Raw genomic sequence first — 26,548 nt, 5'->3', positions numbered from 1 at the left:
GGTCCCGATCATGTGGGCCGGACATGACAATATGGTCCGACGTGAGCGCTCGTTCCTTCGATCCATCGGCCATGCCCACCGTCACCATGATCGGTGGTGGCCAGCTCGCGCGCATGACCCACCAGGCCGCGATCGCGCTGGGCCAGCGGCTGCGCGTGCTCGCCGAGAACCCCGATGACCCGGCCGCGCAGGTGAGCCCGGATGTCGTGCTCGGCAGCCACACCGATCTGACCGCGCTGCGCAAAGCCGCGGTCGGCTCACACGCGCTGACCTTCGACCACGAGCACGTGCCGACCGAACACCTGGAGGCGCTGGTCGCCGAGGGCGTCAATGTGCAGCCGCCGCCGCGGGCACTGGTCTACGCGCAGGACAAGCTGGCCATGCGCACCAAGCTGAGCGAGCTGGGGCTGCCCGTGCCCGCCTTCACGCCGGTCACTTCGGTCGCCGACGCGGTGCGGTTCGGGCAGGAGCACGACTGGCGGATCGTGCTGAAGGCGGTGCGTGGCGGCTACGACGGGCGCGGTGTGTGGATGCCCGATTCCGCCGACGCGGCCGAGGCGATCGTCAGCGATCAGCTCGCACACGGCGTCCAACTGCTCGCCGAGGCGAAGGTCGACCTGAAGCGGGAGCTGTCGGCGATGGTGGCGCGTTCGCCGTTCGGGCAGGCGGCGACCTGGCCGGTGGTGGAGACCGTGCAGCGCAACGGACAGTGCGCGGTGGTGATCGCGCCCGCGCCAGATCTGCCGGAGGACACCGCTGCCGCCGCGGAGACCATGGCGTTGCAGCTCGCCAAGGAACTCGGTGTCGTCGGCGTGATGGCGGTGGAGCTGTTCGAGACGACTGCCGGCGAACTGCTGGTGAACGAGCTGGCCATGCGGCCGCACAACTCGGGGCACTGGGGAATGGACGGCGCCCGCACCGGCCAGTTCGAGCAGCATCTGCGCGCCGTGCTGGACTACCCGCTCGGCGACACCGCTCCGCTCGCGCCGGTCACGGTGATGGCCAATATTCTCGGCGCGCCGCAGGCCCCGGCCATGTCGATGGACGAGCGGCTGCACCACCTGTTCGCCAGGATGCCCGAGGCGAAGGTGCACCTGTACGGCAAGGGCGAGCGCCCCGATCGCAAGATCGGGCACGTCAACATTCTCGGCGACGATGTGGCCGAGGTCCGGGAGAAGGCGGAGCGGGCGGCGCACTGGATGTCGCACGCGGTTTGGACCGATGGATGGGATTCGCATGAGTGAAGCAGAGGCCACGACCCCGTCGGTCGGCCTGATCATGGGCAGCGACTCCGACTGGCCGACCATGGAGGCCGCGGCCGAAGCATTGGCGGAGTTCGGCATCCGCTTCGAGGTGGGCGTCGTCTCGGCGCACCGCACCCCGCAGCGCATGCTCGACTACGCACGCGAGGCGGCGCCCCGCGGGCTGAAAGTGATCATCGCGGGCGCGGGCGGCGCGGCCCACCTCCCCGGCATGGTCGCCTCGGCCACCCCGCTCCCGGTGATCGGCGTGCCGGTCCCGCTCAAATACCTCGACGGCATGGACTCGCTGCTGTCCATCGTCCAGATGCCCGCGGGCGTCCCCGTCGCCACCGTCTCCATCGGCGGCGCGCGCAACGCGGGCCTACTGGCCGCCCGCATCCTCGCCGCCCACGACCCGGTTTTGCGCACCCGCATGGAACGGTTCCAGGCCGGACTGGAACAGATGGTCCTGGACAAAGACGACGCGCTTCGTACCAAGCTCCTGGGCTGACTCGTTTCCGAGCGCCATATGCCGGAGATCCCGTTACAAGGTGGCTTCGTCAATGTCGTGGTGCGTGTCGGCGACACTGTTCGCCGCCGCCCTCATGCGCGGGCTGAGTTCGTGCACGAACTGCTCGCCCGGTTCGAGCAGTCCGGATGGACCGGCGCGCCTCGTTTCCTCGGCATGGACGACCAAGGGCGGGAGATTCTCACCTACCTCGACGGATATGTGGCATTCGACCAGGAACGATCCATGCCGATCGCGTCCCCGGCTGCCATGGCTGGGGTGGCGGAGCTGATTCGTGCGTTCCACGACGTGACTGCCGGGACCGAGCTCGCGGCGGGTGCCGAAGTGGTCTGCCACAACGACCTCGCGCCGAAGAACACGGTCTATCGAGACCTGGGCGACGGCATGCGGCCGGTGGCTTTTCTCGATTGGGACCTCGCCGCTCCAGGACGCCGGATTCATGATCTCGCGCACGCATGCTGGCAATACCTCGATCTCGGTGCCGGGATCACCGACGTTGCGACGGCCGCCGAACTGCTGCGGCTGATGTGCGACGCCTACGGAACCGACGAACGCGACGAACTCCTCGACACGATCCTGTGGTGGCAGGATCGGTGCCGGCACGGAATCGAAACAGGCGCCGCCGCAGGCGAACCCGCGATGCTGCGGCTCCGCTCGGACGGTGTGCCCGCGCGCATACGCGCCGCGCATCGGTGGGTCACCGAGCACCGCGCCGAACTCGAAGCCGCGCTGTAGCTGCTGGAGGGGCGTCAACATCGCGAACCCTCACCATGTGGAACCCGCGCAGGCGGCCCCTGACTACGGTGAGTTCGTGACTACTGGGGATATCGCGCGGCCGCGGGGCAACGACGACACCGCGTACTTTCGGCTCACGGTGGTGGATCAGGCGCTGCGGTTGTTCGCCGAGAAGGGGTATGAGGCGACGACGGTGGACGAGATCGCGGAGGCGGCGGGGATCTCGCGGCGGACGTTCTTCCGGCAGTTCCGGTCGAAAGAGGATGTGATCTTCGCCGATCACGAGTCGCAGTTGGCGCAGGCGGCCGAGTTCCTGAACGCGTCGCGCGAGGACCCGTGGGAGGCGGTGTGCTCGGCAGTGGTGCAGGTGTTCGAGCGGTTCACGCAGTGGCGGGACATCGCGGCGCGGCGGTATCAGGTGGTGCGCCGGGTACCCGCGCTGCGTGAGCGGGAGATCGTCACGGTGTTCCGTTACGAGCGGTTGTTCACCGACTACCTGCGTGAGCGGCTGCCCGATGTCCCGGATCTGGCCAGGGTGCAGTTCACCGCGGCCGTGACTGCGACGCACAACTATCTGCTGCGCCGGATGGTGCGGGGCGAGTCGGACGCGGGTGCCGTGGACTTGCGCGTGGAGCTGGCCGCGATTCCGCGCGGTGCCAGGCGCACGGCGAACGCCGATGAGCTGGTCGTCGCCGTATTTCCCCGCGACGCCCCACCCAGGCAGGTCGCTGATCTGCTGCTCCGCAAGCTCGGCACGCTCTGACAAGTCCGGAATGCGACCAATCTGACACTGAGTGCCACAGATTATCCGCACGTGGTTGCCGTATATATGGGTATACTCGATGGCAAAATGGCACTGAGTGCCGATGTGCTGGCGGATATCAGCGATCACCACCGACGACCAGGAGTGAACCCGATGGCGGGAAACCCCGATTTCGACCTGTTCAAGCTCGAGGACTTCCACGATGAACTGCGCGAGGCTATCCGTGCCCTCGCGGAGAAGGAGATCGCCCCGCACGCCAAGGACGTCGACGGCAACTCCCGGTTCCCCGAAGAGGCGCTGACCGCGCTCAACGCCTCCGGCTTCAACGCCGTGCACGTGCCCGAGGCGTACGGCGGTCAGGGCGCCGACTCGGTGGCCACCTGCATCGTGATCGAAGAGGTCGCCCGCGTCTGCGGTTCCTCCTCGCTGATCCCCGCGGTCAACAAGCTCGGCACCATGGGCCTGATCCTGAACGGCTCCGAGGAGCTGAAGAAGAAGGTGCTGCCCGACATCGTCAACGGCGAGATGGCCTCCTACGCGCTGTCCGAGCGCGAGGCCGGCTCCGACGCGGCCGGCATGCGGACCAGGGCCAAGCAGGACGGCGACGACTGGATCATCAACGGCTCCAAGTGCTGGATCACCAACGGCGGCAAGTCCTCCTGGTACACCGTGATGGCGGTGACCGACGCGGACAAGGGCGCCAACGGCATCTCGGCCTTCCTGGTGCACTCCGGCGACGAGGGCTTCGTGGTCGGCCCGCTGGAGCACAAGCTCGGCATCAAGGGCTCGCCCACCGCGGAGCTGTACTTCGAGAACTGCCGGGTGCCGGGTGACCGCATCGTCGGCGAGCCGGGCACCGGCTTCAAGACCGCGCTGCAGACCCTCGACCACACCCGCCCGACCATCGGCGCGCAGGCCGTCGGCCTGGCCCAGGGCGCACTGGACGCGGCCATCGCCTACACCAAGGACCGCAAGCAGTTCGGCAAGTCGATCGCCGACTTCCAGAACACCCAGTTCATGCTCGCCGACATGGCGATGAAGATCGAGGCCGCCCGCCTCATGGTCTACAGCTCGGCCGCCCGCGCCGAGCGCGGCGAGAAGAACCTCGGCTTCATCTCCGCCGCCGCCAAGTGCTTCGCCTCCGACGTCGCCATGGAAGTCACCACCAACGCCGTCCAGCTCTTCGGCGGCGCGGGCTACACCACCGACTTCCCGGTCGAGCGCATGATGCGCGACGCCAAGATCACCCAGATCTACGAGGGCACCAACCAGATCCAGCGCCTGGTCATGTCGCGCGCCCTGCTCAGGTGATGTTTCTGTAGATCGCCGGATGTTCGGGCGTGCCTCGATACGCATCTCAGGCCGTCTCCAGGCCGTCGAGCAGTACAGGCCGCCCGAACATCCGGTCGATCGCAACTCGCGCCCGCTCATAGCTCGACGGCACGAGATGGGTATAGGTACGCAACGTAAAACCGGGATCGTTGTGACCGAGGTACTCAGCGAGTTCGGTCACCGAGCAACCGGCCGCCAGCAGCATCGACGCGAACAGGTGCCGCAGCGCGTGCATACCGTCGATCCGGCCGCGGTACTCCAGCCCGGAATTACGGAACCTCCCCATCCACACGACCTTCGTAAACAGGTCACCGGTGTATAGCCGACCCGCCTCGCCGGTCATCAGCAGCGGCACCGTCACCAGCTGCCCGTCCGGCTTGCTCCACGGCAAGGTCACAGAGACGGGCGGGAACCTCCGAATGTGGTTGTCGATGGATACGAGTACGGCATCGGGCACCGGTACGGTACGAGTCTTGCCACCCTTCGATAGCGCGAACATCATGACGCCGTTCACATGACCCCAGCACTTACCTCGCCGGGCAACTACGTCGACGCACTGGGTTTAGAGCTCCAACAGCCGGCTCGACACCGAGCTCGCTCTCTCTTCTGTTCTCCGAGTCGATCCGCTCAACCGCTAGAACGCAGGACGTTCGGGCGTGCCTGGGAACGTACGCCCGAACCTCTGCCGGATTCACCACCTGCTCCAGGACGGAGACGACAGCACCCTTCGTGGGTTCGGTCTGCCAGAATGGTCGGCATGTGTGCGGCGTACCAGGGACTCGTCGTGTGGGACATCGACGGAACCTTGATTCCTGCTGATTTGCGTTGGCTACGAAGGGCCGTCGCTCGAACATATGGGATTCAAGAGACGGATGTCGTATTCCCGGCAGCACGCGTGCACGGGTACACCGATGAGTCCATCGTCGTCGACACGGCTGTCGCGTCCGGTGTTTCGCCAGAGCAAGCAGAACTCGGGGTTGCGCGGTTCCATGAGGAATTGGTGCTGGTCATGGCGGAGGGCGAGGAAGAGTTGGCGCGGGACCAGCCTGCGTATCCAGGTGCCGCCGAAGCGATCGCCGCGCTGGACGGGCAGGGGTTCGTGCAGACCGTCCTGACCGGGAATCTACGTGCCGCTGCGGAGTTCAAGCTCAGGGTGGCCGGGTTGAATTCACACCTCGACCTGGAGATCGGCGGGTTCGGTTCGGACGCAAGAGACAGGTTCGAACTTCCTGCGGTGGTAGCCAAGCGCTTTGCCGCTCGATATGGCGATGCACTCGACGCCGAACGAACTATCGTTATCGGTGATGCACCGAACGACATCGCCTGTGCTCGGCACGCAGGGTTCCACGTCATTGCGGTTGCGCACCGTATCGATCGTGACGAACTTGTTCAGCACTCCCCGGACGTAATCTTGGATGAGCTGGGGGCAAGCATAGTTGTTTCAGCGGTCCGCTCGTTGATCCGGCATCACTGAGTGCTGAGACCGACGATATGCTCCCTGAGTTCACGAACCGGCTGCTCGCATTTCCAGCGGTCCAGCCGTTTCAACGCGTGTTGAGCCCGCGCGATTCCTCGTCGGTTCCCGATCTCAGCCAAGCTGACATAGGTATCACCGAGCATTCGGCAGCCTGCCTCGAGTTCGCCAGACATAATGTAGGCAGTGGCAAGGTCGACACGCGCAGCCAAGGCGACATTTTTATTTCCGTCGGGGAGTAATTCCAATACCTCGGTGAGCGCCTTCACTGCTTTTCGTGCTCGACCGAGGAAGAGCCAGCACGTCCCTTCGTAGACAAGGATGCGCGTTGCATCCCAGTCGCTGAATAATCCGGTCTGGTCCGCTTCGGTGATCGAGTCCACCGCATGACATGCGCGAGTGAGGGCTTCCTGGCATTCCTTCGTCAGTTCCAGTACGGCGTACGCCTGCGCCTGCTCAGCGGCTATGCGCGCCTGGGCAGCGGGTGGCAACAGGTCGGCTACGGCAGCTGCTTCACCGAGCATTCGGAGTCCATCAACGATATCGCCATCCGCGCCGATCAGCGTAGCGGCATCCGAGCGGAGATTGCTTTCGAATATGCGCGCAATCCCACCCAGCGCAGGGTTCTCGATGTCTGCTGCGAGCCGCCGCGCAAAGGCGCAAGTCGCCAGCGCCATCGTACGGTCACCGATCGCGCTCCACAATCGACTGGCAGCAATCGATGTCTCCCCGAGTAGCAAGCCGAGTTGATTTCTTGTGCGATCGTTCTGTGTAGCTCGGAAGAGAGCTGCGACAGATTCTCGATGGGCCGCTATCAGATTTATCAGCGCATCCGGCGCAATGCTCTGTCTTTGACTTGCCAATAGGCGTGTTACAGCAGTGAAACTGGCGACCGTCCGGTCCGAAACTTCGCTGGAGCGGAGGTGCCTACTGACTGGTTCGATATTCAGAACGAGGTCGGGGTCGATTACGGTTGAAGCAGCTGCCACAAATCCCTGACCGAGAAGTGCACGACGGTTGATCACGGCATCCCAATCGTCGGTGTCGCCGGTTTGTTCGACAGGTCCGAGACCTGCGGAAGCGACGATACGCGGGTCGAGCGGTACCGGCAGAATGCGCCCGTTGACCACAACCGGCAGCATGACGGAATCTGCGTTCGGTGTGCTTGCCGACCGCGCCGAGCCGGATTGTCGATGAGACTCCTGCTGATCGGACTTTGCCTGGGCTCGCAGTGCGACGAGTGCGCCGTGCGCATCGAGTGCAGTGTCGATCGCCGCTACGAGCTCTTGCGAGGGGAGGTTGGCGTTCTCCCATTCGGTCATGGATACGTACTGCCGCGAGTAGCCGATCCTGGTGGCCAGTGCGCGTTGGCTCACCCCGGCTTCGAGCCTGCGCCGCTTGATTTCTCGCGCCAGCCGATCGGCGACGGCCGCTGGTCGCGGATCGGGTTCGGTCGGTACCCCCTTGCGCATGGGGTCCATTCTGGCTCACCGCAAGCGGTGGCAAGTCGCCTTTCGGGGGAGTTGCCACCTTCCTGATCTGCGGTGCGCGGCGGTTTCCTCGGAGCAGGGCAGATGTGGGACCTGCCCCGGAATCGAGGGGAGATCGAAGCATGACAACGACGACTCGGCACGGGCTGGCGCTGTTGGACGCGGCGCAGCGAGCGCGGATGCGGCCGGAGCTGCTGGATGTGGTCGAGTACCGCAAATCCGGGCTCAGCGTGAACTGGATCGTGGGGTGTCCGCTGGATTGTGGGTACTGCGTGCGGCACTTGTTCGACAACTTCGAGATGAAGGTGCCGCGTGCGCTGATGAGCGATGAGCAGGCCGCAGCAATGCTGACTGAGCACCGTTACTTCCGTCCACATGTGACGCCGATCCAGTTGCTCAACCGGGCCACCGATCCGATGTTGCCGAGGGTCAGACCGCATACCCTCTCGATGCTGAAGTTGCTGGACGAACGCGGCTTGACCAACCACGTCCTGGTGATCACCCGCTGGCGGGTCGAACCAGAGGACTGCGCGGTGCTGAACACGATCAGGAATTTGAAAGTTACTGTGCTGGTGACGTATTCGGGAATCGATGATCCGCGTATCGAGCCGGTGGATTCCGGTATCGCGGCCAGCTCGTTGAAGACGGCTTTCGCGCACGCCGACCGGTATCGGGTGGTGCTGTACTGGCGACCCATCGTGCCTGGGCTCAACGATTCGACGGCTCACTTGCAGCGGGCGCTCGAGCTGAGCCGTCATGCCCACGCGACGGTGTTCACCGGGTTGTTCTTCAAGGATCAGATCCGCGATTACTACCGGGTGAACGGGCTGCCGGAGCCGTATCCAGAATCCGCGCGGCGGAAGGTGTTTCCCGAGCTGCTGGAGCGGCGGATACTCGGCGCTGCCGAGACGGTTCGGGCCGGATCTCCTCTGTTTCGCAAGACCAGCTGTGCTGTTGCCTTCGCGCATCGGGTCGCCGACTACAACGGTCACTACGGTATCCGGGAGTTGTGCGATATCTGCCCGTCGGCTCAGCAGCGGCGCTGTTCGCAGGCATGGCGGCGACCCGAAGAACAGCGGGTGGCCGAACAGGCCGACGAGCTTGGCGGCAGCTTCGTAGAGATCAATCGCCGCGCCATCGTCGTGTCCGGCTTGGATGAGCAGCGGCGCTACTTCATGCAGCATGGCCTCGGTTACCAGGTTCATGACGTCGATAAACCACATCACCACCGACGTCACGGCCGCGCCGATCTCGGCTGGCCCACCACGAGAGGAGCACGATGACAACCTCAGCGTTTCCGAATGCATTGCGGGACCGCCAGTTCGCCGTGGTCGATGTGGAGGGCAACGGACACAATCCGCCGGAGATCGTCGAGATCGCCGTGCTGCCCGTCGATGGGCCGGTCACCGTCGAATCGTTGCGGTCCTGGCTGGTCAAGCCGCATCAGCCGGTCACGTCGATTGTGACGCGTAAGGTGCACGGGATCACCAACGCCGACCTGGCCGACTGCCCGCCCTGGGATGAAGTCGCCGAGGACATCGGCGCGATGCTGGCCGGCCGGATCGTGGTCGCCCACAACGCGACTGTGGAACGTCGGGTGCTCGCGGCGCATCTTCCCGACTGGAATCCGTTCCTGATGCTCGACACTCTGCGACTGGCGAAGTCGGTGTGGCGTGGCCTGCCGTCATCCGCGCTGGACAAGCTCATCGAACGCGGGCAACTGGACACCTCCGCTGTGGCCGGGCAGGGCTACCACCGCGCCGGGTACGACGCTTGGGCAGCCTGGCAGTTGCTGTGCGCGTTGGTCACCGACGGCGACCTGGACTGGCCGGATGTAGTCGCAATGGCTGGGCTGCCGGAATTCGTTCCGGCAACCGAACCCGAAGGCGGTCTGTGGTGAGCGTGATCGAACGACCGGTGACGATCGCCGTGGTCGGTACCCATTCCACCGGCAAGTCCACCTTCCTCGCCCGACTGGCCCACGACCTCCGACGGTCGGGCCTCGCGGTCGCAACCGTCGCAGACCTCGGTGAGCTGGCGCAGCGGATGGGACTGCCGATTCTGTGGAACCACACCTGGGCGTCCACCTTGTGGATCATCACGCGTGGAATCAGCAACGAAATCGAAGCCTGGCTACACGCCGATGTCGTCCTCATCGACCGAGCGGTCCCTGATGCACTCGGCTATTACCGTGCGGCCCTCGAATACCGAGGCGAACGCGAAAACCCCACCCAGTGGGCTCATCTGGAAATGGTCGCGGGCTCGCACAGCGACTGCTACGACCTCATCTTCCGCACCCAGCTCGACCCGGAAATACCACTGGGAACCAACAAGGTCCGGGATGGAAACCAGCAGTTCCGAACACTCGCTGACCGCCACATCGAAACCGTCTTACGTGACCTGGCACTGCCCTGGCTACCGCTCACCGCCGAAGGGCACGACACAGCACTCGCCCTGGCCTGCGACTTCGCCGCCCAGCGCCTCGGCGGCCCGATACCCCGGCCCGAACTCACCGCATCGGTCGAGGAGTAAGCACGATGACATACGAGCTGGTCAACCGAGTCGATTGCCGCAACACCGATTGGCTCTCCTCCAGCGTGCACGCCGCGCACAACGCGATGCAGGTGCATCTCGAGTGCCGCGTCGGGCAGTGTCCGGCGAAGACGGTCGCGTTCTGGATGCTGGAGTCGTCCGGCAAGCTGGTTCGCGATAGCGGGCGGTCGCGATGAACGACTATGCGCTGAGCCCGGAAGATCTGGCTCGGCTGGCAGAGGCACTGCGGAACATGCCCGACACGCTCGACCCAAATCCACCGGACGAGTTGGCCGACGCACCCACCTCGTGGTTGTGCGATCAAGACGGCCGCTGGTGCCCGGTCTATCGTGACGGGCGGATCGGCGACCCGTTCAGCTTCATCCAAATGCTGGCCGCTCGAGGTGAAGAGGGCGAGTCGATCATCGAGGCGCTGATCGTTACCGACTGGGTCGATTCGCCACTCGGCGAAAACGATCTCGACGACGGCTGACGGCCGAAACCGGAAAAGCCGCACGGCGACGAGCCGAAACCTTTGGCTTCAACTCTCCACAGCTCAACATGCTGGTCAGCGTGCCGGAAGCGCGCTATGGACAACCAATAAGCGGTGGTCCGTAGCGGGCCGGAACCAGTTAGGGGACCAAGTCGGCGTATTCGCGGTGTTCGGCGATGTACTTTTCGACGTACCAGCAGGTGGGGATGACGGAGAAGCCTGACTTGCGGGAGTCGTCGAGGGCGTAGGCGACGACTTGGGCGGCGATGCCGTGGCCGCGGAATTCGGGGAAGGTCAGGGTGTGGTGGAAGTCGCGGACCTTCTTGTCCGCGTTTTCGGCGTAGTCGGCGTAGCCGGCGAGGGTGTCGTCGAGGTAGATCTCGAAGCGGGTGTCGGCGACGTTGTGTTCGAGCCTGGTCGTCATGATGGAGTAGAACTCCTTGGCGGCGGGGAATGTTCCGTTGGCGCGGTTACAGGATCGCGCCGGGGTTGAGGATGCCGTTCGGGTCGAGGGCGTCCTTGATGCGCCGGGTCAGGGCCATCACGTCGGGGCCGAGCTGGTCGGGCAGCCAGGCCTTCTTCAGCCGGCCGACGCCGTGTTCGCCGGTGATGGTGCCGCCGAGGGCGATGGCCAGGTCCATGATCTCGCCGAAGGCGCGGTGGGCTCGTGCGGTGTGGTCCGGGTCGGACGGGTCGTGCACGATCAGGGGGTGGGTGTTGCCGTCGCCCGCATGCGCGATCACCGACACCGTCACCGCGTTGCGTTCGGCGATCGCGGCGATGCCGGTGACCAGGTCACCGAGCCGGGGCAGTGGGACGCCGACATCCTCCAGCAGCAGGGGGCCGAGCTTTTCCACGGCGGGAATCGCGAAACGCCGTGCGGCGGCGAAAGCTTCACCCTCTGCGGGGTCGTCGGTGTGGAAAACCTCTGTCGCGCCTGCCTTCTCGCAGGCGGTCGCCATGATCTCCGCCTCGCGCCGAGCGAATTCGCCGGGTGCGTCCGACCGCGCGACCAGCAGCGCGGCAGCTGTGCGATCCAGGCCCATCCGCAGCTCGTCCTCCACGGCGTTGATCGACACCGAGTCCATGAACTCGAGCATCGACGGCCGCAGTTCGCCGGTGATGGTCAAGATCGCCTCGGTGGCGGCGGTGAGTGTGCCGAAGCTCGCGACGACCGTGCTCTGCGGCGGCTGCGCGGGCAGCAGGCGCAGGGTGAGCTCGGTGATCACCCCCAGCGTGCCCTCGCTGCCGACGAACAGCTTGGTCAGCGACAACCCCGCTGAGTCCTTCAGTCGCGGACCGCCGAGCCGCACGACAGTGCCGTCGGCGAGCACAACCTCCATGCCCAGCACATAGTCGGTGGTGACGCCGTACTTCACACAGCACAGGCCGCCCGCGTTGGTCGCCGCGTTGCCGCCGATCGAGCAGATCTCGAACGACGACGGATCGGGCGGATACCACAGTCCGTGCTCGGCGACCGCCCGCTTCACCTCCGCGTTGAGCAGACCGGGCTGCACCACGGCCGTCCGCGTCACCGGATCGACCGTAATCGCGCGCATCCGCTCGGTGCTCAGCACGATCCCGCCGTCGACGGCGGTCGCGCCGCCGGACAGTCCGGACCCGGCGCCGCGCGGGATCACCGGCACGCGGTGGGCGCTGGCCCACCGCAGCGTTGCGGCCACGTCATCGGTGCTGGTGGCGCGTACCACGGCCAGGGCGCTGCCCGCGTCCGGATCACGCGCCCAGTCCTGCCGGTAGCTCGCGAGCAGACCGGCGTCGGTGAGCACCGCGCCGTCGGGGAGGGAGGCGATCAGGTCTTGCAGGTCCACAACCTTCACGCTAGCTCCCCGTGCCGGATATTCGCTGATCGGGCGGCCGGTCAGCGGCGGCGGTATCGTCCCGGACGCTTTGAACGGCAGATCCGCCCGCACGATCCGTCCGACCCGGACCACACCGCACGAGCACACCGCGCCTTCGGCGAGATCATGGACCTGGCCATCGCCCTCGGCGGCACCATCACCGGCGAACACGGCGTCGGCCGGCTGAAGAAGGCCTGGCTGCCCGATCAGCTCGGCCCCGGCATGATGACGCCTGACTCGGCGAAGTCCGGAAGGCGTACTCACGGCTCGCAGTGCCGACGATGGCTTGGCTCGACCGTACGGTGGGTGGACTCCAGACGCGGGTCAGCTGAGCTACCGGCCGGTCTCCCGCTGCTCATCTGACGGACACCTGCCGCTGGCAGGCTGATCGCGTGCACGAGCTGTCCGAGACCGCCGACACCATCGCCGATCGGTTCACCCGCTGGTGCGAGGCGGTCGTCCACCGATTGCCATTCGGTCTGGACCGTCTCGTCCCCCCGACCTTCCTGGGCTTCGCGCTGATCAACAGCTTCACCTTCGGCGTCGACCTAGTGCTGCTCACCCTCCTGCATGGCGGGTTGGGGCTGCCGGTCTGGCTGTCGGTGACCGTGGCGTACGTGTGCGCGTTCGGCCTCAGCTTCGTGCTCAACCGCACCTTCAACTTTCATTCGCACGCGCCGGTCGGCAGGCAGGCAGCTGTTTACGTCGTGGTGGTCGTCATCAACTACCTGGTGTTCATCCTCGGCGTCGGCAGTGGGCTGACCGCGCTTGGCGTGGAGTATCACCTGTCCCGGCTGCTGGCGGGCGGTTGCGAGGCCGTCTATATGTACAGCGCGATGCGGTGGGTGGTGTTCCGGCGTCGTGCGATTGAACCGGAACCGCAACTGGCGCCTGACGCGACGTGAGGTCCGGTGTACCGCTGGTAGCGCACCGGACCGTCAGTACGTGCGGAATCGATTGGGGTTCAACGATTCTTGACCGCGTGATCACGTAAGGTGAATGAACCTCCAGCCGAGGGGCGGTGGACATGGTCCACACACCGCGCCCAGGAAGGAGGTGGTGGGGGATGGCGAAACATCGCCGGAAGAAGCACGAGACCCCGGTCGACTACGGCATCATCCTGGTAGTTGCTGCCGTGATCGCCGGGGCGCTCATGCTGGTCCGCTGGTTGCGGGCTAAGTAATCCCATCTGGTGGGGCCGTCTTGCAGGGCGGTCCCATCGCCAGCATCACTCACGTGACCGTTCCAGTGTAAAGCCGCCGTGCAGGTGTTGCATAGCTGCGATCCAAGTCGGGTGGCCGACAGAGGCGATTCTGGGCGAACCCCGTGGATGCTGTGGTTTCGATATCGATCGTGCGGTACGCGACCAGGACTGCCCAGTTCTCGGCCTCGAGCAGCGGTTGGGAAAGCTCATGTTGCCCTGGGGCCGATCAACTCCTCGATGTGTGCTCCATCCACGACGATCACATCGTCGTCGGTGAGCGCCCAGTGGTCGACGCCTTCGGCGCGGTAGTGCGCGGCGAGTCGGTTGCTCTCGCCCTCCGGATCGGTGGCGGAATCGATGTGCGGGACGATCGCGCGATCGACCAAACCCAGTCCGTCCCATTGTGGTTCGATACCGCAGGCAGGCTCCACCTCGGCGGGATCGTCGACCGAGTCGATGCCGTGCAGGTCCGGTGTGAGCACACAGGCGCCCGCGCTGTAACCCGCGTAGGTCAGCGCGTCGTCGGCGAGTAGCCGCGTGAGCGCGAGATCTGCTCCACTGCGGGCGAATTGGGCGCGCAACACGAAAGTGTTTCCGCCGCGCACCCATACGAGGGGGAACTCGGCAAGACGGCGTTCGAGTTCCGCGGCACGGCCTACGAAGTCGCGCAGATCGATCTCCTCCGGAGTCCATCCGAGGTTGCGCAACGGCACCAACTCGCTGGTGACCGCGGAAGCTCGCATGACGGGCCATGCGTCGCAAGCGTTTCCGATGACCGCGACCCGGCCCGGCGGTCCGGCGAGCGCGACCAGCCGATCGTAGTGCGCCCCGAAACGGTAGCTGGACAAGAAGAGGCGCACGGGGGTCAGATGGTGAAAGCCAGGTGGCGAACGAGCCGGTGCCCGAGTTCGGCGTCGCCCTCGATGGTGATCTCGCCGAGGTGTTCCTCTGCCTTCGTCCGTCCGCAGCCCAACCGCACGAAAAGCCGGGAATCCATGCCGATTTCGACAGTGGCGGGTTGGTCGAACTCGTCCACATACTTCGCGCGGCCCGCCACTTGGATCCGCAGCGCTCTGGCCAACGGACCGGTCAGCGCGAAAGCGATCCGCGCGCCGTCCGGCGCCTCACCCTTTTTGGCCACCACGCGCGGAATGCCGAGCACGAACTCGGCGAACGCCAGCTCGCCGCGCGGGCCGCCCTCCTCGACCCGCACGCCCAGCGCGTCGGCGATGTCGAGTTCATGCGTCCAGCAGTCGAACAACCGCACCCGCATGAACCGGCCGTAGCTGATCTGACCGATCGGTGACACGGTTTCCTTCGCCCACTCGGCGTCGCCCATCGCCGCGAGTGCCGATCGCCTTCGGTCGATGACGTCGCGGTAGAACTCGAGCAGCCGGGCGCCCGGCAGCGGGCGCAGCCGGTCCACCCAGATCTCGTTGAGCACTGCGGTCTCGTTGCGCACATAGGGAAGCGTCCGCACGTCGGTCTTGACTCTGGTCGGGTCGTGCGCGGGCGGACGGTCGCCGAGCAGCCAGGACTCGGTGCCGATGACGTGGGCGACGATGTCGAACACGCTCCAGCCGGGCAGCGCCGACGGGGTGCGCCAGCCGTCCTCGTCCAGCGGGGCGACCAGCGCTTCGATCGCGTCCCACTGCTGCGACAGCAGGCTGATCTGCGTGGTGCGGTCCAGCGTCTCGGTCATCCGTCGGCTTCCTTTTCCGGGCCTGCGCCCTCGTTGTCCAGTGCCGCGATGCCATCTCGGATGGCGGCGGCAGTAGTGACCGGGTCGTGCGGACGCCGCAGCAGAAAACCTTTGGCGAAGCGGAGCGTGTCGCCGTGCCGGCGGGGGATCACGTGCAGGTGGACGTGCGGGACCGTCTGAAACGCGGCGATTCCGTCGTTGAGGACCAGGTTCGCGCCGTCCGCGGCGAGGCTGCTGCGGCGGATGGCCAGCGCCAGCCGATGTCCGGCCCGGAAGATCCGCGCGCCGAGCTCGGCGTCGAGGTCCTCCAACTCGGCCGCGTGCCGCTTGGGGATCACCAGCGTGTGGCCACGGGCAACCGGCCGGATGTCGAGAAACGCGCAGAGCGTGTCGTCCTCGTACACCTTGGCCGCCGGAGCCTCGCCTGCCACGATGCGGCAGAAGACGCAGTCGTTCACACGCTGGACCATACGGCGTACGAGTCGAGTGGAACACCCCTGCGTTCTGATCGAACATGACGCACGTCACTGCTCGGGGACACGCCGAGGCCCTGACCAGTTGTCGAACCTCGAGGTAAGTAAGGGACTTTTCCGTATGGTCTTGCCGCGTTCACCTGCGGAGACCACGATCACACAGCGAAAGGGAAAACGAGTAGACCGCGGTTCGGCAGTCGGCGGCCCGCTCCGCGACGACGGGTCGATCCCGGTGTCGCGGCGCAATCCGCCCGGCGTGTGTGACGGGCATCTCAGCTACGCTCACCGCGAGCCGGGTACAGTTGCGAGGATTTGGACGAACTTACTGAACGGTCATTAAGTCCGCTCGTCTACCCGTTGCCTGAAGCTCAGTACGAGAAGGAAGTCTGAAAGTGGAGACAACGCAGAGCGTAGGCGATCCATCGCCACGCGGCGCGCGTGTCGGAGTCGTCCGCGAATCCGCCGCGGGTGAGCGCCGTGTCGCATTGGTGCCGAAGATCATTCCGAGCCTGGTCAAGCAAGGGGTGGAGGTTGTCGTCGAGTCCGGTGCCGGGCTCGGTGCGCTGATTCCCGATAGCGCCTACGAGGAGGCGGGTGCCTCGATCGGGGACCCGTGGTCGGCGGATGTGGTCGTGAAGGTGGCCCCGCCCAGTGACGACGAAGTGGGCAAGCTGTCGTCAGGGCAGACGTTGATCGGGTTCCTGGCGCCGCGGAATGCGGAGAATCAGATCGGCGCGTTGCAAGCGGCGGGTGTTCAGGCATTCGCGGTGGAGGCGATTCCGCGGATCTCGCGTGCGCAGGTGATGGACGCGTTGTCGTCGCAGGCGAACGTGGCCGGGTACAAGGCGGTGCTGCTGGCCGCCTCGGAGTCGACCCGGTTCTTCCCGATGCTCACCACCGCGGCGGGCACGGTGAAACCGGCGACGGTGCTGGTGCTCGGCGTCGGCGTGGCGGGGTTGCAGGCGCTGGCCACCGCCAAGCGTCTCGGTGGGCGGACCACCGGGTACGACGTGCGTCCCGAGGTGGCCGATCAGGTGCGTTCGGTCGGTGCGCAGTGGTTGGACCTCGGCATCGATGCCGCCGGTGAGGGCGGGTACGCGCGTGAGCTGACCGAGGAGGAGAAGGCCACCCAGCAGCAGGCGCTCGAGGACGCGATCAAGGGCTTCGATGTAGTGATCACGACCGCGCTGGTGCCGGGACGTCCGGCGCCGCGGTTGGTGACCGCGGCCGCGGTGCAGGGCATGAAGCCAGGCAGCGTGATCGTGGACCTGGCCGGGGAGACCGGCGGCAACTGTGCGCTGACCGAGCCGGGTGAAACCGTGGTCAAGCACGAGGTGACCATCGCCTCGCCGTTGAACCTGCCCGCGACCATGCCCGAACACGCCTCGGAGCTGTACTCCAAGAACATCGCGGCGCTGCTGGAACTGATGCTCGTCGACGGCAAGCTCGCGCCGGACTTCAGCGACCAGGTGCTCGCCGATTCCTGCGTCACCCGTGTTGCGACCGAGGCGGTGGAGCCCGCTGAGCCGGCGGAGTCGGAGGCGGCGGATTCGGACGCGGCTGAGGCAGCAGCGGAGTCGGCGGAGGCGAAGGACGCGACCGAGGCGAAGGTGGAGAGCTGATGTACACCGAACTGTTGGCGAATATCGCGATCCTGGTGCTGTCCGGGTTCGTCGGCTTCGCCGTGATCTCCAAGGTGCCCAACACCTTGCACACCCCGCTGATGTCGGGCACCAACGCCATTCACGGCATCGTCGTGCTCGGTGCGCTGGTCACACTGGGCAAGATGGACGACCCTTCGATCGGTATCCAGGTCATCCTGTTCGTGGCGCTGGTGTTCGGAACCTTGAACGTGGTCGGTGGTTTCGTGGTCACCGACCGCATGCTGGGGATGTTCAAGGGCAAGAAGCCGGTTGCGGCCGATGCGTCGGAGAAGGCGGGTAAGTAAGCCATGGACAATCTCGTCAATATCCTCTACATCGTCGCGTTTTCCCTGTTCATCTACGGCCTGATGGGCCTGACCGGGCCGAAGACCGCGGTGCGCGGCAACTGGATCGCCGCGATCGGCATGGGCATCGCCGTGGTCGCGACCCTGATCGCGGTGCGCGACACGAGCAACTGGATCCTGATCATCGCCGGGCTGGTGCTGGGTGTCGTGCTGGGCGTGCCGCCCGCGCGCTACACCAAGATGACCGCGATGCCGCAGCTGGTGGCCGCGTTCAACGGCGTCGGCGGCGGCACGGTCGCGCTGATCGCGTGGGCGGAATTCCTGGACACCACCGGCTTTTCGGCGTTCAAGCACGGTGAGGAACCGACCGTGCACATCATCGTCGGTTCGTTGTTCGCCGCGATCATCGGTTCGGTGTCGTTCTGGGGTTCGCTGATCGCGTTCGGCAAGCTGCAGGAGATCCTGCCCGGCAAACCGATCGGCGTCGGCAAACTGCAGCAGCCGCTGAACCTGCTGCTGCTCGTCGTCGCCGTCGTCGCCGCGGTGGTGATCGGCGTGCGCGCCGCCGACGGTGGCGCGGCGTGGTGGTGGATGGTGCTGCTGCTGCTGGCCGCCGGTGTGCTCGGCCTGATGGTGGTGCTACCGATCGGCGGCGCGGACATGCCGGTGGTCATCTCGCTGCTCAACGCGTTGACCGGTTTGTCGGCCGCGGCCGCGGGTTTGGCGTTGAACAACACCGCGATGATCGTGGCGGGCATGATCGTCGGCGCGTCCGGCACCATCCTGACCAACCTGATGGCCAAGGCGATGAACCGGTCCATCCCGGCCATCGTCGCGGGCGGATTCGGTGGCGGCGGCACAGCGCCGGGCGCCGGGGGTGGGGAGCAGAAGCAGGCCAAGGCCACCTCCGCCGCGGACGCCGCGATCCAGATGGCTTATGCCAACCAGGTGATCGTTGTGCCGGGCTACGGCATGGCCGTCGCGCAGGCCCAGCACGCGGTCAAGGAGATGGCCGAGTTGCTGGAGAAGAAGGGTGTGGAGGTCAAATACGCCATCCACCCGGTCGCCGGTCGCATGCCAGGGCACATGAACGTGCTGCTGGCCGAGGCCGAGGTCTCCTATGACGCGCTCAAGGAGATGGACGAGATCAACGGCGAATTCACCCGCACCGACGTCGCGTTGGTGATCGGCGCCAACGACGTCACCAACCCGGCCGCCCGCGAGGACGCCGCCAGCCCGATCTACGGCATGCCCGTGCTCAACGTCGACCAGGCCAGGTCGGTGATCGTGCTCAAGCGCTCCATGAACAGTGGTTTCGCCGGTATCGACAACCCGCTGTTCTACGCCGACCACACCTCCATGCTGTTCGGCGACGCCAAGAAGTCCGTCAGCGAAGTCACCGAAGAACTGAAGGTCTTGTAGGCCAGAGGTTTTGCCCAGGACGCCCCTCCACCGAGCCTCGGTGGAGGGGCGTCCGGCGTAATTCGATGGACACCGCGGACGGTCAGCCCGGATCATGCTCGGAGTGTCCGCACGTCATGAGCCGCTTCGGTTGATCGGTCCCGGGCAGCCCGCGGTCGATCCCGCCGAGCGGCTGCCGTGGACCATCACGGTCGATTCCACCTATTCGGTCCGCGACGCGATCGATGCCCTCGCGCTCGGTCCGTTCCTGCGCGGCGACCAGCCGTGCGCGCGCACCGCGCATCTGGAGCGAGTGCGTCCCGACGCGCCGCTGCGCCCCGCGCGCGCGGTCGTGTGGTGCGCACGGCGCGCGACGACGACAGCAGCGCGACCCTGGTGGTCGGCGCCGGGTGGTCGTTGCGATCGGTGCGCTGGTCGGGTGGATCGGCGCTGGTCGAGGTCACCGCCGTCACCGAATCGCTCGCGGACGAATTGCTCGCCGAGGCGATCCGCGACGCGGCCGCTCCACCGGAGGTGGGGGAGACCGTCGAAATGGGGTTCTGGCATCTGCACAGCCACGGGCCGCAACGGCGCGCTCGTTCGATCTCCGCGCCCGAGTGGTCCGCGATCCGCGGCAATTACGCGGCGGAGGTCGCCGCCGCGATGGACCACCTCATGACGCTCACCGCGGACGACGTGCGCGGCAGGCTGGTGCTGCTGCACGGACCTCCCGGCACCGGGAAGACCACCGCGCTGCGCGCACTGGCTCGGGCCTGGGGTCCCTGGTGTCAGTTCGATTGCGTGCTGGATCCCGAGGTGATGTTCGGCAAGCCCGGATATCTGATGGACGTGGCCGCGGGCGTCGACGGTGACGGCGGTGCGCGCCGCTGGCGCATGCTCGTCTTGGAAGACTGCGACGAGCTGATCCGCAGTGAAGCGAAAGAGGCTGCGGGCCAGGGGCTTTCCCGGCTGCTCAACCTCACCGACGGCATGCTCGGCCAAGGCCGTGACGTGCTGGTCGCCATCACCACCAACGAGGATCTGTCCCGGCTGCACCCGGCGGTGACCCGGCCGGGGCGGTGCCTGGCGCGGATCGAGATCGGGCGGCTGTCCGCGGCGGAGGCGGCGGCCTGGCTGGTCAGCGAGGGGAGCGACGCCTCCGCGGGCACGGACGGCGCGACGCTCGCCGAACTGGTTGTGCTGCGTGACGGTGACGTTCGGATCGATGCCGTCGCACGAGATGCGGTGAACCCGGGGCTGTATCTGTAACCGTGTCGAGCCCGCTTACTCGCATTCGGGCGCGGTGGCAGAAATAAACCGTGCGGTATCTCATGCGGCGGAGCCCGTGCCGATGGGCTAGATTCCTTGGGTTCGCCCGCCGCCCAGTGCGGACGGAAACACGCGAGACCCGGGGAGGGGATCCATGACCACACCACCGAACTATCCGTATCCAGGTCAGCCCGGCGGCCAGCCCGGCTTTCCGCAGCAGCAGGCCGGGGCGCCGCAAGGCCTTCCGGGCCAGGCGCCGGGTTACCCCGGTCAGCAGGGATATCCCCAGCCGGGATATCAACCCCAACCGGGTTACGCGCCGCAGGGCGGCTTCCCGCCGCCGCAGCAACCGGGCTACCCCGCCGGCGGCTTCCCTCCGCCGGGGCCGCCGCCACAGCAGAATCGCGGCGGCGGTGGCGGAATCGGGAAGATTCTCGCCGTGCTCGGCGCGGTGGTGGTGATTGGTCTCCTGATCGTCGGCGGCCGGACCGTCCTGCGCTCCGACGGCGAGAAGATCGAGATCGGCCAGTGCGCGAAGTTGTCCGGCACCACCGTCAAGGCCGAGTTCGCGATCAAGGACTGCTCCGATTCGGAAGCCAATTACATAGTGGCGCAACGGATCGACAGCTCGAACGCGGACTGTCCGACCAAGGACTACGCCAGCTACTACCAGACCGGCGGCGACGAATACACGCTCTGCCTGCGACTGAACGTCAAGGAAGGCGACTGCATCGACGGCGGCTTCCTCGGCGCCAGCACCAAGGTCGCCTGTGGCGCGTCGGCGGACTTCAAGATCGGCCGGATTGTCCGCGGTACCGCGGACGTATCCGCGTGCGGGTCGAAGGCGACCGAGAACGAGACGATCGTCTACCCCAAGCCCGAACCCATCACGTTGTGCTTGGTGCCACCCAAGTAGGCCGCAAGGGTGATTGTTAACGTGGAAGCATGACCAGCGTCGGCGCGCGGCTCCTGCGGACCAGGTGGTTCGTGCGCGCGCCGATCCTCGCGTTTCGCGCGCGGCTCGGATTCCTGTTCGGGGGGCGGCTCCTACTGCTCGAACACACCGGCCGCACGTCCGGCCGCCCGCGTTATGTGGTGCTGGAGACGGTTGCTCGGCCGAGCCGGGACCGCGTGGTGATCGCGTCCGGATTCGGCAGACAGGCGCAATGGTTCCGCAATGTCGTCGCCGACCCTCGCTGTCATGTGAGTATCGGTGCGCGCCATCGCGTTCCGGCTTCCGCCCGGGTGCTCCCTCCGGACGAGGCCGCAAAGGTTCTCGACGGCTACCGGCGCGATCATCCGAAGGCGTACCGGAACCTCGGCCGGATCATCGAGGAAGCCACGGGCTCGGCCATCGATCAGGTGCCACTGGTCGAGTTGTCCTTCCGGTCTTGAAAACCGCTCAGTGCGAAGGTTTCCGCGGCGTGGCCACCACGCTCGCGTATCGGCAGCACAGCAGCATGGCCACCAGCGGTACCACCATGGCCGTGGTCAGCGATACCACCGCGGTGAGCCAGCCGATCACCGTGGGACCGGCGAGCAGCCCGAGATAACCGACGCTGAATACCCGGGACATATCGGTGGCGGCGGTGTCCGAGCCCAGATTGCCTGCCGCGGTGAAGATTTGCGGGACGCCGCCGGAGAGTCCGAGTCCGGCCATCGCCCAGCCCAGCAGCGTCAGCGGAACCCACGGCGACACGATGATCACTGCCGATCCGATGGCCGCGATCAGCGCGCCGTAGCGAACCACCGCCACCCGGCCGAACGCGTGGCTGACCCGGTCGGTGCCGAAACGGCCGACCGTCATGGTGGTGGAGAAGGCGCCGAACGCGAGTGCCGCGGTCGCTTCGTCGGCGCCGAGATGCTCGCGCATCTGCAACGTGCTCCAGTCGGCGGCCACACCTTCGGCCAGCAGCAGCGCGAAGGCGATCGCGGCCAGGGCCAGTACCTTTCGGCTGCGATCGCGGGTTTCGGTACGCACGGTGTGTTCAGCCGTGTTCCGGTCGGGCTCGCTCAGCGGCGGTACGGCCGCTGCGGCGGCGGGCCAGGCCGGTGCAGGGTTGTGCTCGGGGCCGACATCGAGCACGGCCGTCTCTCGCTCGAATGCGGTCGAGTCGTGCTTGCCGAGCTCCACATCGGGCAGGGGAGCGTCACGCTCGGTCGGGAGGTCGCGAATGGTCGTCTCCGCGTCGAGCGTGGTGTCGCGCAGCAGCCGCGGCACCAAAGCGAGAGTCAGCGCGACGCAGCCTGCCGCGGCCAGCGCCAGCGTCAGCCGCAGGTCCCAGCCCGCGCGCAATGTCGCGGCTCCGACCAGCGAACCGAGCAGCCCGCCGCCGGAGAACAAGGCGTGAAACGCGGCCATGATCGGCCGCCGGTAGGCCCGTTCCACATGCACCGCTTGGGTATTCATGGAGACGTCCAGCGCGCCGTTGCCGAAACCGAAGCAGGCCAGCGCGAGGGCGAGGGTGACGGGTCCGGTGGCCAGGCCGGGCCCGAGCACCGCCACCGAGGCGATGCACGCGGCCGTACCGACCAGCGTTCGGCTGCCGAACCGGTCGGCGAGCGGACCCGCCAGCCGCATGCCAACGATGCCCGCACCGGCCATCAGCAGGATGAACATCCCCAGCGTCGACTTCGCGACGCCCGTGCGGTCGGTGACCACCGGGATGTGCACCACCCACATGGCGAGCAGGAACCCGTTCAACGCGAATACCGTGAACACCGCGGCACGCGCGATGCGGATCGGACGCTCGACCGTCGGGCTCGACACCACTTCGACGGTACCGACGAACGATCCGCTCTCGCCAGCACGCCCGCGGACCGGTCCAGGGCGCCGTTGACCTGGTGGTGCGTCCGTGCGTGGCGCTCGCCGTTGCGCGTCACGTCCGCGGGCATGCTCGTTGCCAGAGTCAACGCTTCATCGCGCCGGGACATTCCAGACCCCGGTGATCGCCGCCTCCACGACGTAGTCCGCGAAATCTTTCGGTTCCCGTCCGCGTGGCCGGTGCCGCTGGCGACGCGGATGAGGGCCCCCGGCTGAGACGGAACATCGTTGAATGGCTCATGATCATGCGCGATCGTCTACAGTTGACGGGGTGGATGTGCTAGCCAGTCTGCTCGAAGGTCCTCGCGCTCGCGGTGCGTTCGTGATGTGTTCGCTGCTGGACCCGCCGTGGTCACTGCGGATTCAGGACCAATCCCCGCTGACGGTGCTGTCGATGATCCGGGGCGGCGCGTGGATCGTCACCGACGAGGGCGCGCCGCGCCAGCTCGGCGCGGGTGACGTGGCGATCTTCCGCGGGCCCGCCCCGTACACGGTGGCCGACGACCCGGCGACCGAACCGCAGATCGTCATCCATCCCGGCCAGGTGACGAAGACGCCGGACGGCGAAATCCTCTGTGAGACATTGAGTCTCGGTGTTCGGCAGTGGGGCACCGACCCGGAGGGGGCCACCATGATGGTCACCGGGACCTACGAGTCCGCGGGCGCGGCCAGCGACCGGCTGCTGCGCGCGCTCCCACCGGTGATCGTGTTGCAACGGGGCGACTTCGACAGCAGAGTGCTCGACATCCTGGTCGACGAGGCGAACAAGGATCAGCCCGCGCAGAGCGCGGTTCTGGACCGACTGCTGGATCTGGTGCTGATCGCCGCGTTGCGCGCGTGGTTCGCCGGCAACGACGCGCCCGCCTGGTACCACGCCTACGGTGACCCGCTGGTCGGCAAAGCGCTGCGCCTGCTGCAGCACAACCCCGCGCACGGGTGGACGGTCGCGGGCCTGGCCGACGCGGTCGGAGTATCCCGGGCCGCGCTGGCCCGCCGGTTCACCGATCTGGTCGGCGAGCCGCCGATGGCGTTCCTCACCGAATGGCGGCTGGCGCTCGCCGCGGACCTGCTCCAGGAATCCGACGCCACCATCGAGGCGATCGCCCGCCAGGTCGGGTACGGCAGCGCCTTCGCGCTGAGCACCGCGTTCAAGCGCCACTTCGGCGTCTCCCCGCGCGACCACCGCCAAGGCATTACTCCTATTGAGCTATCGTCGGCCGGGTGACGCAGCAGTATCCGGTGCTCTGGCCGGTCCCCACCCGGTGGGCCGACAACGACCACTACGGACACGTGAACAACGTGACGTACTACTCGTACTTCGACACCGCCGTGAACGCGTGGTTGATGCACGCCACCGGCACCGACATCCGCGCGCTGCCCGCGCTCGGTGTGGTCGCGCAGACCTCCTGCCAGTACCTCGGTTCGATCAGCTTCCCGGATCAGCTGCAGGTCGGCTTGCGCGTCTCGCGGCTCGGCCGGTCCAGCATCACCTACGATCTGGCTATCTTCCGCGAGGCCGACGGTGGCCTGGAACTGGCCGCGACCGGCAGCTTCGTGCACGTCTACGTGGACGCGGAGACGCGTAAACCGGTCGAGATCCCGGACGTCATCCGCACTGCCGCCGCTGCGCTCGTCACGGACCGACAGTCCCCGGACCACGGCGTCACAGACGGCTGAGGAGCGTCAGCGGGTCCTCCAGCAGGCTTGCGGTAGTGGCGAGGAAGCGGGCGGCCAGTTGTCCGTCGATCATCCGGTGGTCGAAGCTCACGCCGAGCGTGGTCACCCATCGGACCGCGAGTTCGTCGCGGAATACCCACGGCCGCTTGCGGATCGAGCCGAGACACAGGATCGCCGCCTCGCCCGGATTGACCAGCGGTACCCCGGCGTCCACACCGAAGACGCCGACGTTGGTGATGGTGAAAGTGCCGCCACGCAGGTCGGCGGGTGTGGCGCCGCCGGAGCGGGCGGTGTCGGCCAGCCAGCCGATTTCGCGGGTGAGATCGCGCAGGCTCAGCGTCTGTGCCTCTTTGATGTTCGGTACGAGCAGGCCACGGTCGGTGGCCACCGCGATGCCGAGGTTCACATAGTGTTTGGTGACGATCTCCTGGTTCGCTTCGTCCCAGAAGGCGTTCATCCCGGGACAATCCGCGAGTGTGGCGAGCGCCGACTTGGCGACCAGCGCCAGGAGTGTGGGGGTCAGGCCCGCAAAGGTTTTCGTGCTGCGCAGATGGTCGAGCAGCTCCATCGAGGCGGTGCAGTCGACGGTGACGAATGTGCTGGCCTGCGGGATGGTGCGGGCGCTGTTCAGCATCGCAGCGGCGGTGCGCTTGCGGATGCCGCTGATCGGGGTGCGGACCTCACGCGCGGTCGGCCGGACCACCCCGGCATCGGCGACGGCCGTTGCTGCCTCGGCGTGTTCGACCAGACGTGGCTGGGAGACGGGCACCGCGCCGCGCACGTCGTCGACGGTAACCGCGCCGCCCGGCCCGGATCCCGCGACGAACCACAGATCGATGCCGAGTTCGCGTGCGAGTTTTCGTGCGGCGGGGGTCGCCGCCGGGCGCGCCATGCCGAGTGCCGAAGTCGGTCGTTCGGGCTCTTGGGCGGCGGTGTCTGCCGCGACATCCATCGTTCCGGGTGCTGTGTCCTGTCGTTCGGGGACCTGGGCGCTGGCACCTGGATCGGTTGGGGTGGCTGCCGTGACGTCGCTTGTGTCGAGTGCTGGACCGGGTCGTTGGGGCTTCTGGGCGGTGCCCAGTTCGGTTGGGGTATCTGCTGCGACATTGCTTACGCCGAGTGCTCTACCCGATTGTTCGGACTCGCGGGGGACGTTGCCCGGCTGCGCGGTATTCGCCGCTGGCTGCGGAATCCTTTGCGCTGGTGGCCCTTGGGGCTTGCGCCGCCGAGATGTTGCTTCCTCCTCGGGGCCGTAGCCCACCAGGACCGAGGAGCGGCCCGGCTCCCCGGTGGCGTCATCGGGTGCCGTTTTCCGCTCCTGCTCCACGCGAATGAGCGGTGCGCCGACCGCGACCGTGTCGCCCGGCTGCGCCAGTAATTCGACCACCCGGCCCGCGAACGGGCACGGCAGCGACACCACCGCTTTGGCTGTCTCCACCTCCGCGATGGTCTGGTTCAGCTCCACCGTGTCGCCGACTTCCACCGCCCAGGACACCAGCTCGGCGTCGGTGAGCCCCTCCCCGAGATCCGGCAGCCGGAACTCCAGCACGGACGCCGGAAGAGGCTGGCGGGCATGGTCTTCCACGTGGGCACCTCTCACTA

The 26,548-nt window shown here is 66.7% G+C and carries 28 protein-coding genes and 3 pseudogenes; 22 read left to right on the top strand and 9 right to left on the bottom strand.

Going from position 1 to position 26,548, the window contains the following annotated elements; genetic code table 11:
- Positions 1 to 23: 23 nt before the first annotated feature.
- The 5 genes from NA4_RS13315 (at position 24) to NA4_RS13295 (ending at position 4,579) form a co-directional block, all read left to right on the top strand.
- Positions 24 to 1,244: a 5-(carboxyamino)imidazole ribonucleotide synthase gene (locus NA4_RS13315; protein ID WP_067469412.1), complete on the top strand. Its 1,221-nt coding sequence runs from the start codon at positions 24 to 26 to the stop codon at positions 1,242 to 1,244.
- Complete coding sequence (gene purE / locus NA4_RS13310; RefSeq protein WP_174552938.1) at positions 1,237 to 1,752, top strand: 5-(carboxyamino)imidazole ribonucleotide mutase; 516 nt, start codon at positions 1,237 to 1,239, stop codon at positions 1,750 to 1,752. The genes NA4_RS13315 and purE overlap by 8 nt, the downstream gene beginning before the upstream one ends.
- 18 nt (positions 1,753 to 1,770) lie before the next feature.
- On the top strand, positions 1,771 to 2,505 hold the full coding sequence (locus NA4_RS13305; RefSeq protein WP_067469405.1) for a phosphotransferase: 735 nt from the start codon (positions 1,771 to 1,773) through the stop codon (positions 2,503 to 2,505).
- A 76-nt stretch (positions 2,506 to 2,581) separates the two neighbouring features.
- Positions 2,582 to 3,268, top strand: a complete 687-nt coding sequence (locus NA4_RS13300) for a TetR family transcriptional regulator (protein WP_067469469.1) — start codon at positions 2,582 to 2,584, stop codon at positions 3,266 to 3,268.
- A gap of 153 nt (positions 3,269 to 3,421) precedes the next feature.
- Positions 3,422 to 4,579: an acyl-CoA dehydrogenase gene (locus tag NA4_RS13295; protein ID WP_067469466.1), complete on the top strand. Its 1,158-nt coding sequence runs from the start codon at positions 3,422 to 3,424 to the stop codon at positions 4,577 to 4,579.
- 46 nt (positions 4,580 to 4,625) lie between these two features.
- Here the strand turns inward: NA4_RS13295 and NA4_RS13290 are convergent, their stop codons facing one another.
- A complete protein-coding gene (locus tag NA4_RS13290) occupies positions 4,626 to 5,099 on the bottom strand; it encodes a tyrosine-type recombinase/integrase (RefSeq protein ID WP_245671334.1) in 474 nt (157 codons plus the stop codon).
- 285 nt (positions 5,100 to 5,384) lie between these two features.
- Here NA4_RS13290 and NA4_RS13285 point away from each other — a divergent pair, with 285 nt between their 5' ends.
- Positions 5,385 to 6,074, top strand: coding sequence for an HAD family hydrolase (locus NA4_RS13285; RefSeq protein ID WP_245671327.1), 690 nt, complete (start codon positions 5,385 to 5,387; stop codon positions 6,072 to 6,074).
- On the opposite strand, the gene NA4_RS39075 is transcribed toward NA4_RS13285, so the two are convergent.
- Positions 6,068 to 7,546: a helix-turn-helix domain-containing protein gene (locus NA4_RS39075; protein WP_169811028.1), complete on the bottom strand. Its 1,479-nt coding sequence runs from the start codon at positions 7,544 to 7,546 to the stop codon at positions 6,068 to 6,070. The genes NA4_RS13285 and NA4_RS39075 overlap by 7 nt on opposite strands.
- Positions 7,547 to 7,686: 140 nt before the next feature.
- Between NA4_RS39075 and NA4_RS13275 the strand changes: the two genes are divergently transcribed.
- The 5 genes from NA4_RS13275 to NA4_RS13255 are packed head-to-tail and all read left to right on the top strand — an operon-like array spanning position 7,687 to position 10,589.
- Positions 7,687 to 8,847: a radical SAM protein gene (locus tag NA4_RS13275; protein WP_245671325.1), complete on the top strand. Its 1,161-nt coding sequence runs from the start codon at positions 7,687 to 7,689 to the stop codon at positions 8,845 to 8,847.
- A complete protein-coding gene (locus NA4_RS13270; protein WP_067469399.1) occupies positions 8,844 to 9,464 on the top strand; it encodes a 3'-5' exonuclease in 621 nt (206 codons plus the stop codon). The genes NA4_RS13275 and NA4_RS13270 overlap by 4 nt, the downstream gene beginning before the upstream one ends.
- Positions 9,461 to 10,096 carry an AAA family ATPase gene (locus tag NA4_RS13265; RefSeq protein WP_169811027.1) on the top strand — a complete coding sequence of 212 codons (636 nt, stop codon included), beginning with the start codon at positions 9,461 to 9,463 and terminating at the stop codon, positions 10,094 to 10,096. Before NA4_RS13270 ends, NA4_RS13265 begins: the two co-directional genes overlap by 4 nt.
- Positions 10,097 to 10,101: 5 nt before the next feature.
- On the top strand, positions 10,102 to 10,293 hold the full coding sequence (locus NA4_RS13260) for a hypothetical protein (RefSeq protein ID WP_067469393.1): 192 nt from the start codon (positions 10,102 to 10,104) through the stop codon (positions 10,291 to 10,293).
- Entirely contained in the window at positions 10,290 to 10,589 is a 300-nt protein-coding gene (locus NA4_RS13255) for a hypothetical protein (RefSeq protein WP_067469390.1), read from the top strand. The genes NA4_RS13260 and NA4_RS13255 overlap by 4 nt, the downstream gene beginning before the upstream one ends.
- Before the next feature lie 139 nt (positions 10,590 to 10,728).
- On the opposite strand, the gene NA4_RS13250 is transcribed toward NA4_RS13255, so the two are convergent.
- Both NA4_RS13250 and NA4_RS13245 read right to left on the bottom strand, forming a co-directional pair.
- Entirely contained in the window at positions 10,729 to 11,013 is a 285-nt protein-coding gene (locus NA4_RS13250; protein ID WP_067469387.1) for a GNAT family N-acetyltransferase, read from the bottom strand.
- 46 nt (positions 11,014 to 11,059) lie between these two features.
- A complete protein-coding gene (locus NA4_RS13245) occupies positions 11,060 to 12,418 on the bottom strand; it encodes an FAD-binding oxidoreductase (protein ID WP_084497051.1) in 1,359 nt (452 codons plus the stop codon).
- Between the two features lie 99 nt (positions 12,419 to 12,517).
- Between NA4_RS13245 and NA4_RS39070 the strand changes: the two are divergent.
- A pseudogene (locus tag NA4_RS39070) lies at positions 12,518 to 12,676 on the top strand (FAD-linked oxidase C-terminal domain-containing protein); the annotation flags it as partial.
- Between the two features lie 164 nt (positions 12,677 to 12,840).
- Entirely contained in the window at positions 12,841 to 13,353 is a 513-nt protein-coding gene (locus NA4_RS13235) for a GtrA family protein (protein ID WP_067469379.1), read from the top strand.
- 505 nt (positions 13,354 to 13,858) lie between these two features.
- Here the strand turns inward: NA4_RS13235 and NA4_RS13230 are convergent.
- The 3 genes from NA4_RS13230 to NA4_RS13220 are packed head-to-tail and all read right to left on the bottom strand — an operon-like array spanning position 13,859 to position 15,812.
- Positions 13,859 to 14,512, bottom strand: coding sequence for a Type 1 glutamine amidotransferase-like domain-containing protein (locus tag NA4_RS13230; RefSeq protein ID WP_067469377.1), 654 nt, complete (start codon positions 14,510 to 14,512; stop codon positions 13,859 to 13,861).
- Positions 14,513 to 14,517: 5 nt separating this feature from the next.
- A complete protein-coding gene (locus NA4_RS13225; protein ID WP_067469374.1) occupies positions 14,518 to 15,354 on the bottom strand; it encodes a maleylpyruvate isomerase family mycothiol-dependent enzyme in 837 nt (278 codons plus the stop codon).
- Complete coding sequence (locus tag NA4_RS13220) at positions 15,351 to 15,812, bottom strand: HIT family protein (RefSeq protein ID WP_174552937.1); 462 nt, start codon at positions 15,810 to 15,812, stop codon at positions 15,351 to 15,353. Before NA4_RS13220 ends, NA4_RS13225 begins: the two co-directional genes overlap by 4 nt.
- A gap of 407 nt (positions 15,813 to 16,219) precedes the next feature.
- Here NA4_RS13220 and NA4_RS13215 point away from each other — a divergent pair, with 407 nt between their 5' ends.
- The 7 genes and pseudogenes from NA4_RS13215 to NA4_RS13190 all read left to right on the top strand — a co-directional run bounded on the left by NA4_RS13215 (position 16,220) and on the right by NA4_RS13190 (position 21,840).
- Entirely contained in the window at positions 16,220 to 17,449 is a 1,230-nt protein-coding gene (locus NA4_RS13215) for a Re/Si-specific NAD(P)(+) transhydrogenase subunit alpha (protein ID WP_067469367.1), read from the top strand.
- Entirely contained in the window at positions 17,449 to 17,775 is a 327-nt protein-coding gene (locus NA4_RS13210) for an NAD(P) transhydrogenase subunit alpha part 2 (RefSeq protein ID WP_067469365.1), read from the top strand. The genes NA4_RS13215 and NA4_RS13210 overlap by 1 nt, the downstream gene beginning before the upstream one ends.
- A gap of 3 nt (positions 17,776 to 17,778) precedes the next feature.
- A complete protein-coding gene (locus NA4_RS13205; protein WP_067469363.1) occupies positions 17,779 to 19,197 on the top strand; it encodes an NAD(P)(+) transhydrogenase (Re/Si-specific) subunit beta in 1,419 nt (472 codons plus the stop codon).
- Between the two features lie 94 nt (positions 19,198 to 19,291).
- A pseudogene (locus NA4_RS42565) lies at positions 19,292 to 19,486 on the top strand (DUF5925 domain-containing protein); the annotation flags it as partial.
- 47 nt (positions 19,487 to 19,533) lie between these two features.
- Complete coding sequence (locus tag NA4_RS13200) at positions 19,534 to 20,445, top strand: DUF5925 domain-containing protein (RefSeq protein WP_245671323.1); 912 nt, start codon at positions 19,534 to 19,536, stop codon at positions 20,443 to 20,445.
- A 154-nt stretch (positions 20,446 to 20,599) separates the two neighbouring features.
- Positions 20,600 to 21,361: an LppU/SCO3897 family protein gene (locus tag NA4_RS13195; protein ID WP_067469361.1), complete on the top strand. Its 762-nt coding sequence runs from the start codon at positions 20,600 to 20,602 to the stop codon at positions 21,359 to 21,361.
- A 29-nt stretch (positions 21,362 to 21,390) separates the two neighbouring features.
- Positions 21,391 to 21,840 carry a nitroreductase family deazaflavin-dependent oxidoreductase gene (locus NA4_RS13190; RefSeq protein ID WP_067469358.1) on the top strand — a complete coding sequence of 150 codons (450 nt, stop codon included), beginning with the start codon at positions 21,391 to 21,393 and terminating at the stop codon, positions 21,838 to 21,840.
- Positions 21,841 to 21,847: 7 nt separating this feature from the next.
- Here the strand turns inward: NA4_RS13190 and NA4_RS13185 are convergent.
- A pseudogene (locus NA4_RS13185) lies at positions 21,848 to 23,290 on the bottom strand (MFS transporter); the annotation flags it as partial.
- Between the two features lie 250 nt (positions 23,291 to 23,540).
- Here NA4_RS13185 and NA4_RS13180 point away from each other — a divergent pair.
- The gene (locus NA4_RS13180) at positions 23,541 to 24,494 is read left to right on the top strand and encodes an AraC family transcriptional regulator (protein ID WP_067469350.1); all 954 of its coding nucleotides are present in this window, start codon (positions 23,541 to 23,543) and stop codon (positions 24,492 to 24,494) included.
- Positions 24,491 to 24,946, top strand: a complete 456-nt coding sequence (locus NA4_RS13175) for an acyl-CoA thioesterase (protein ID WP_245671319.1) — start codon at positions 24,491 to 24,493, stop codon at positions 24,944 to 24,946. Before NA4_RS13180 ends, NA4_RS13175 begins: the two co-directional genes overlap by 4 nt.
- Here NA4_RS13175 and NA4_RS13170 read toward each other — a convergent pair.
- The gene (locus NA4_RS13170; RefSeq protein ID WP_067469345.1) at positions 24,933 to 26,531 is read right to left on the bottom strand and encodes a dihydrolipoamide acetyltransferase family protein; all 1,599 of its coding nucleotides are present in this window, start codon (positions 26,529 to 26,531) and stop codon (positions 24,933 to 24,935) included. The two genes, NA4_RS13175 and NA4_RS13170, sit on opposite strands and share 14 nt — an antisense overlap.
- Positions 26,532 to 26,548: the final 17 nt, after the last annotated feature.

This window comes from Nocardia amamiensis NBRC 102102, assembly GCF_001612745.1.
Classification (GTDB): Bacteria; Actinomycetota; Actinomycetes; order Mycobacteriales; family Mycobacteriaceae; genus Nocardia; species Nocardia amamiensis.
Note: the sequence above shows the minus strand (reverse complement) of the source record. Positions and strands in the feature narration are given on the sequence as shown.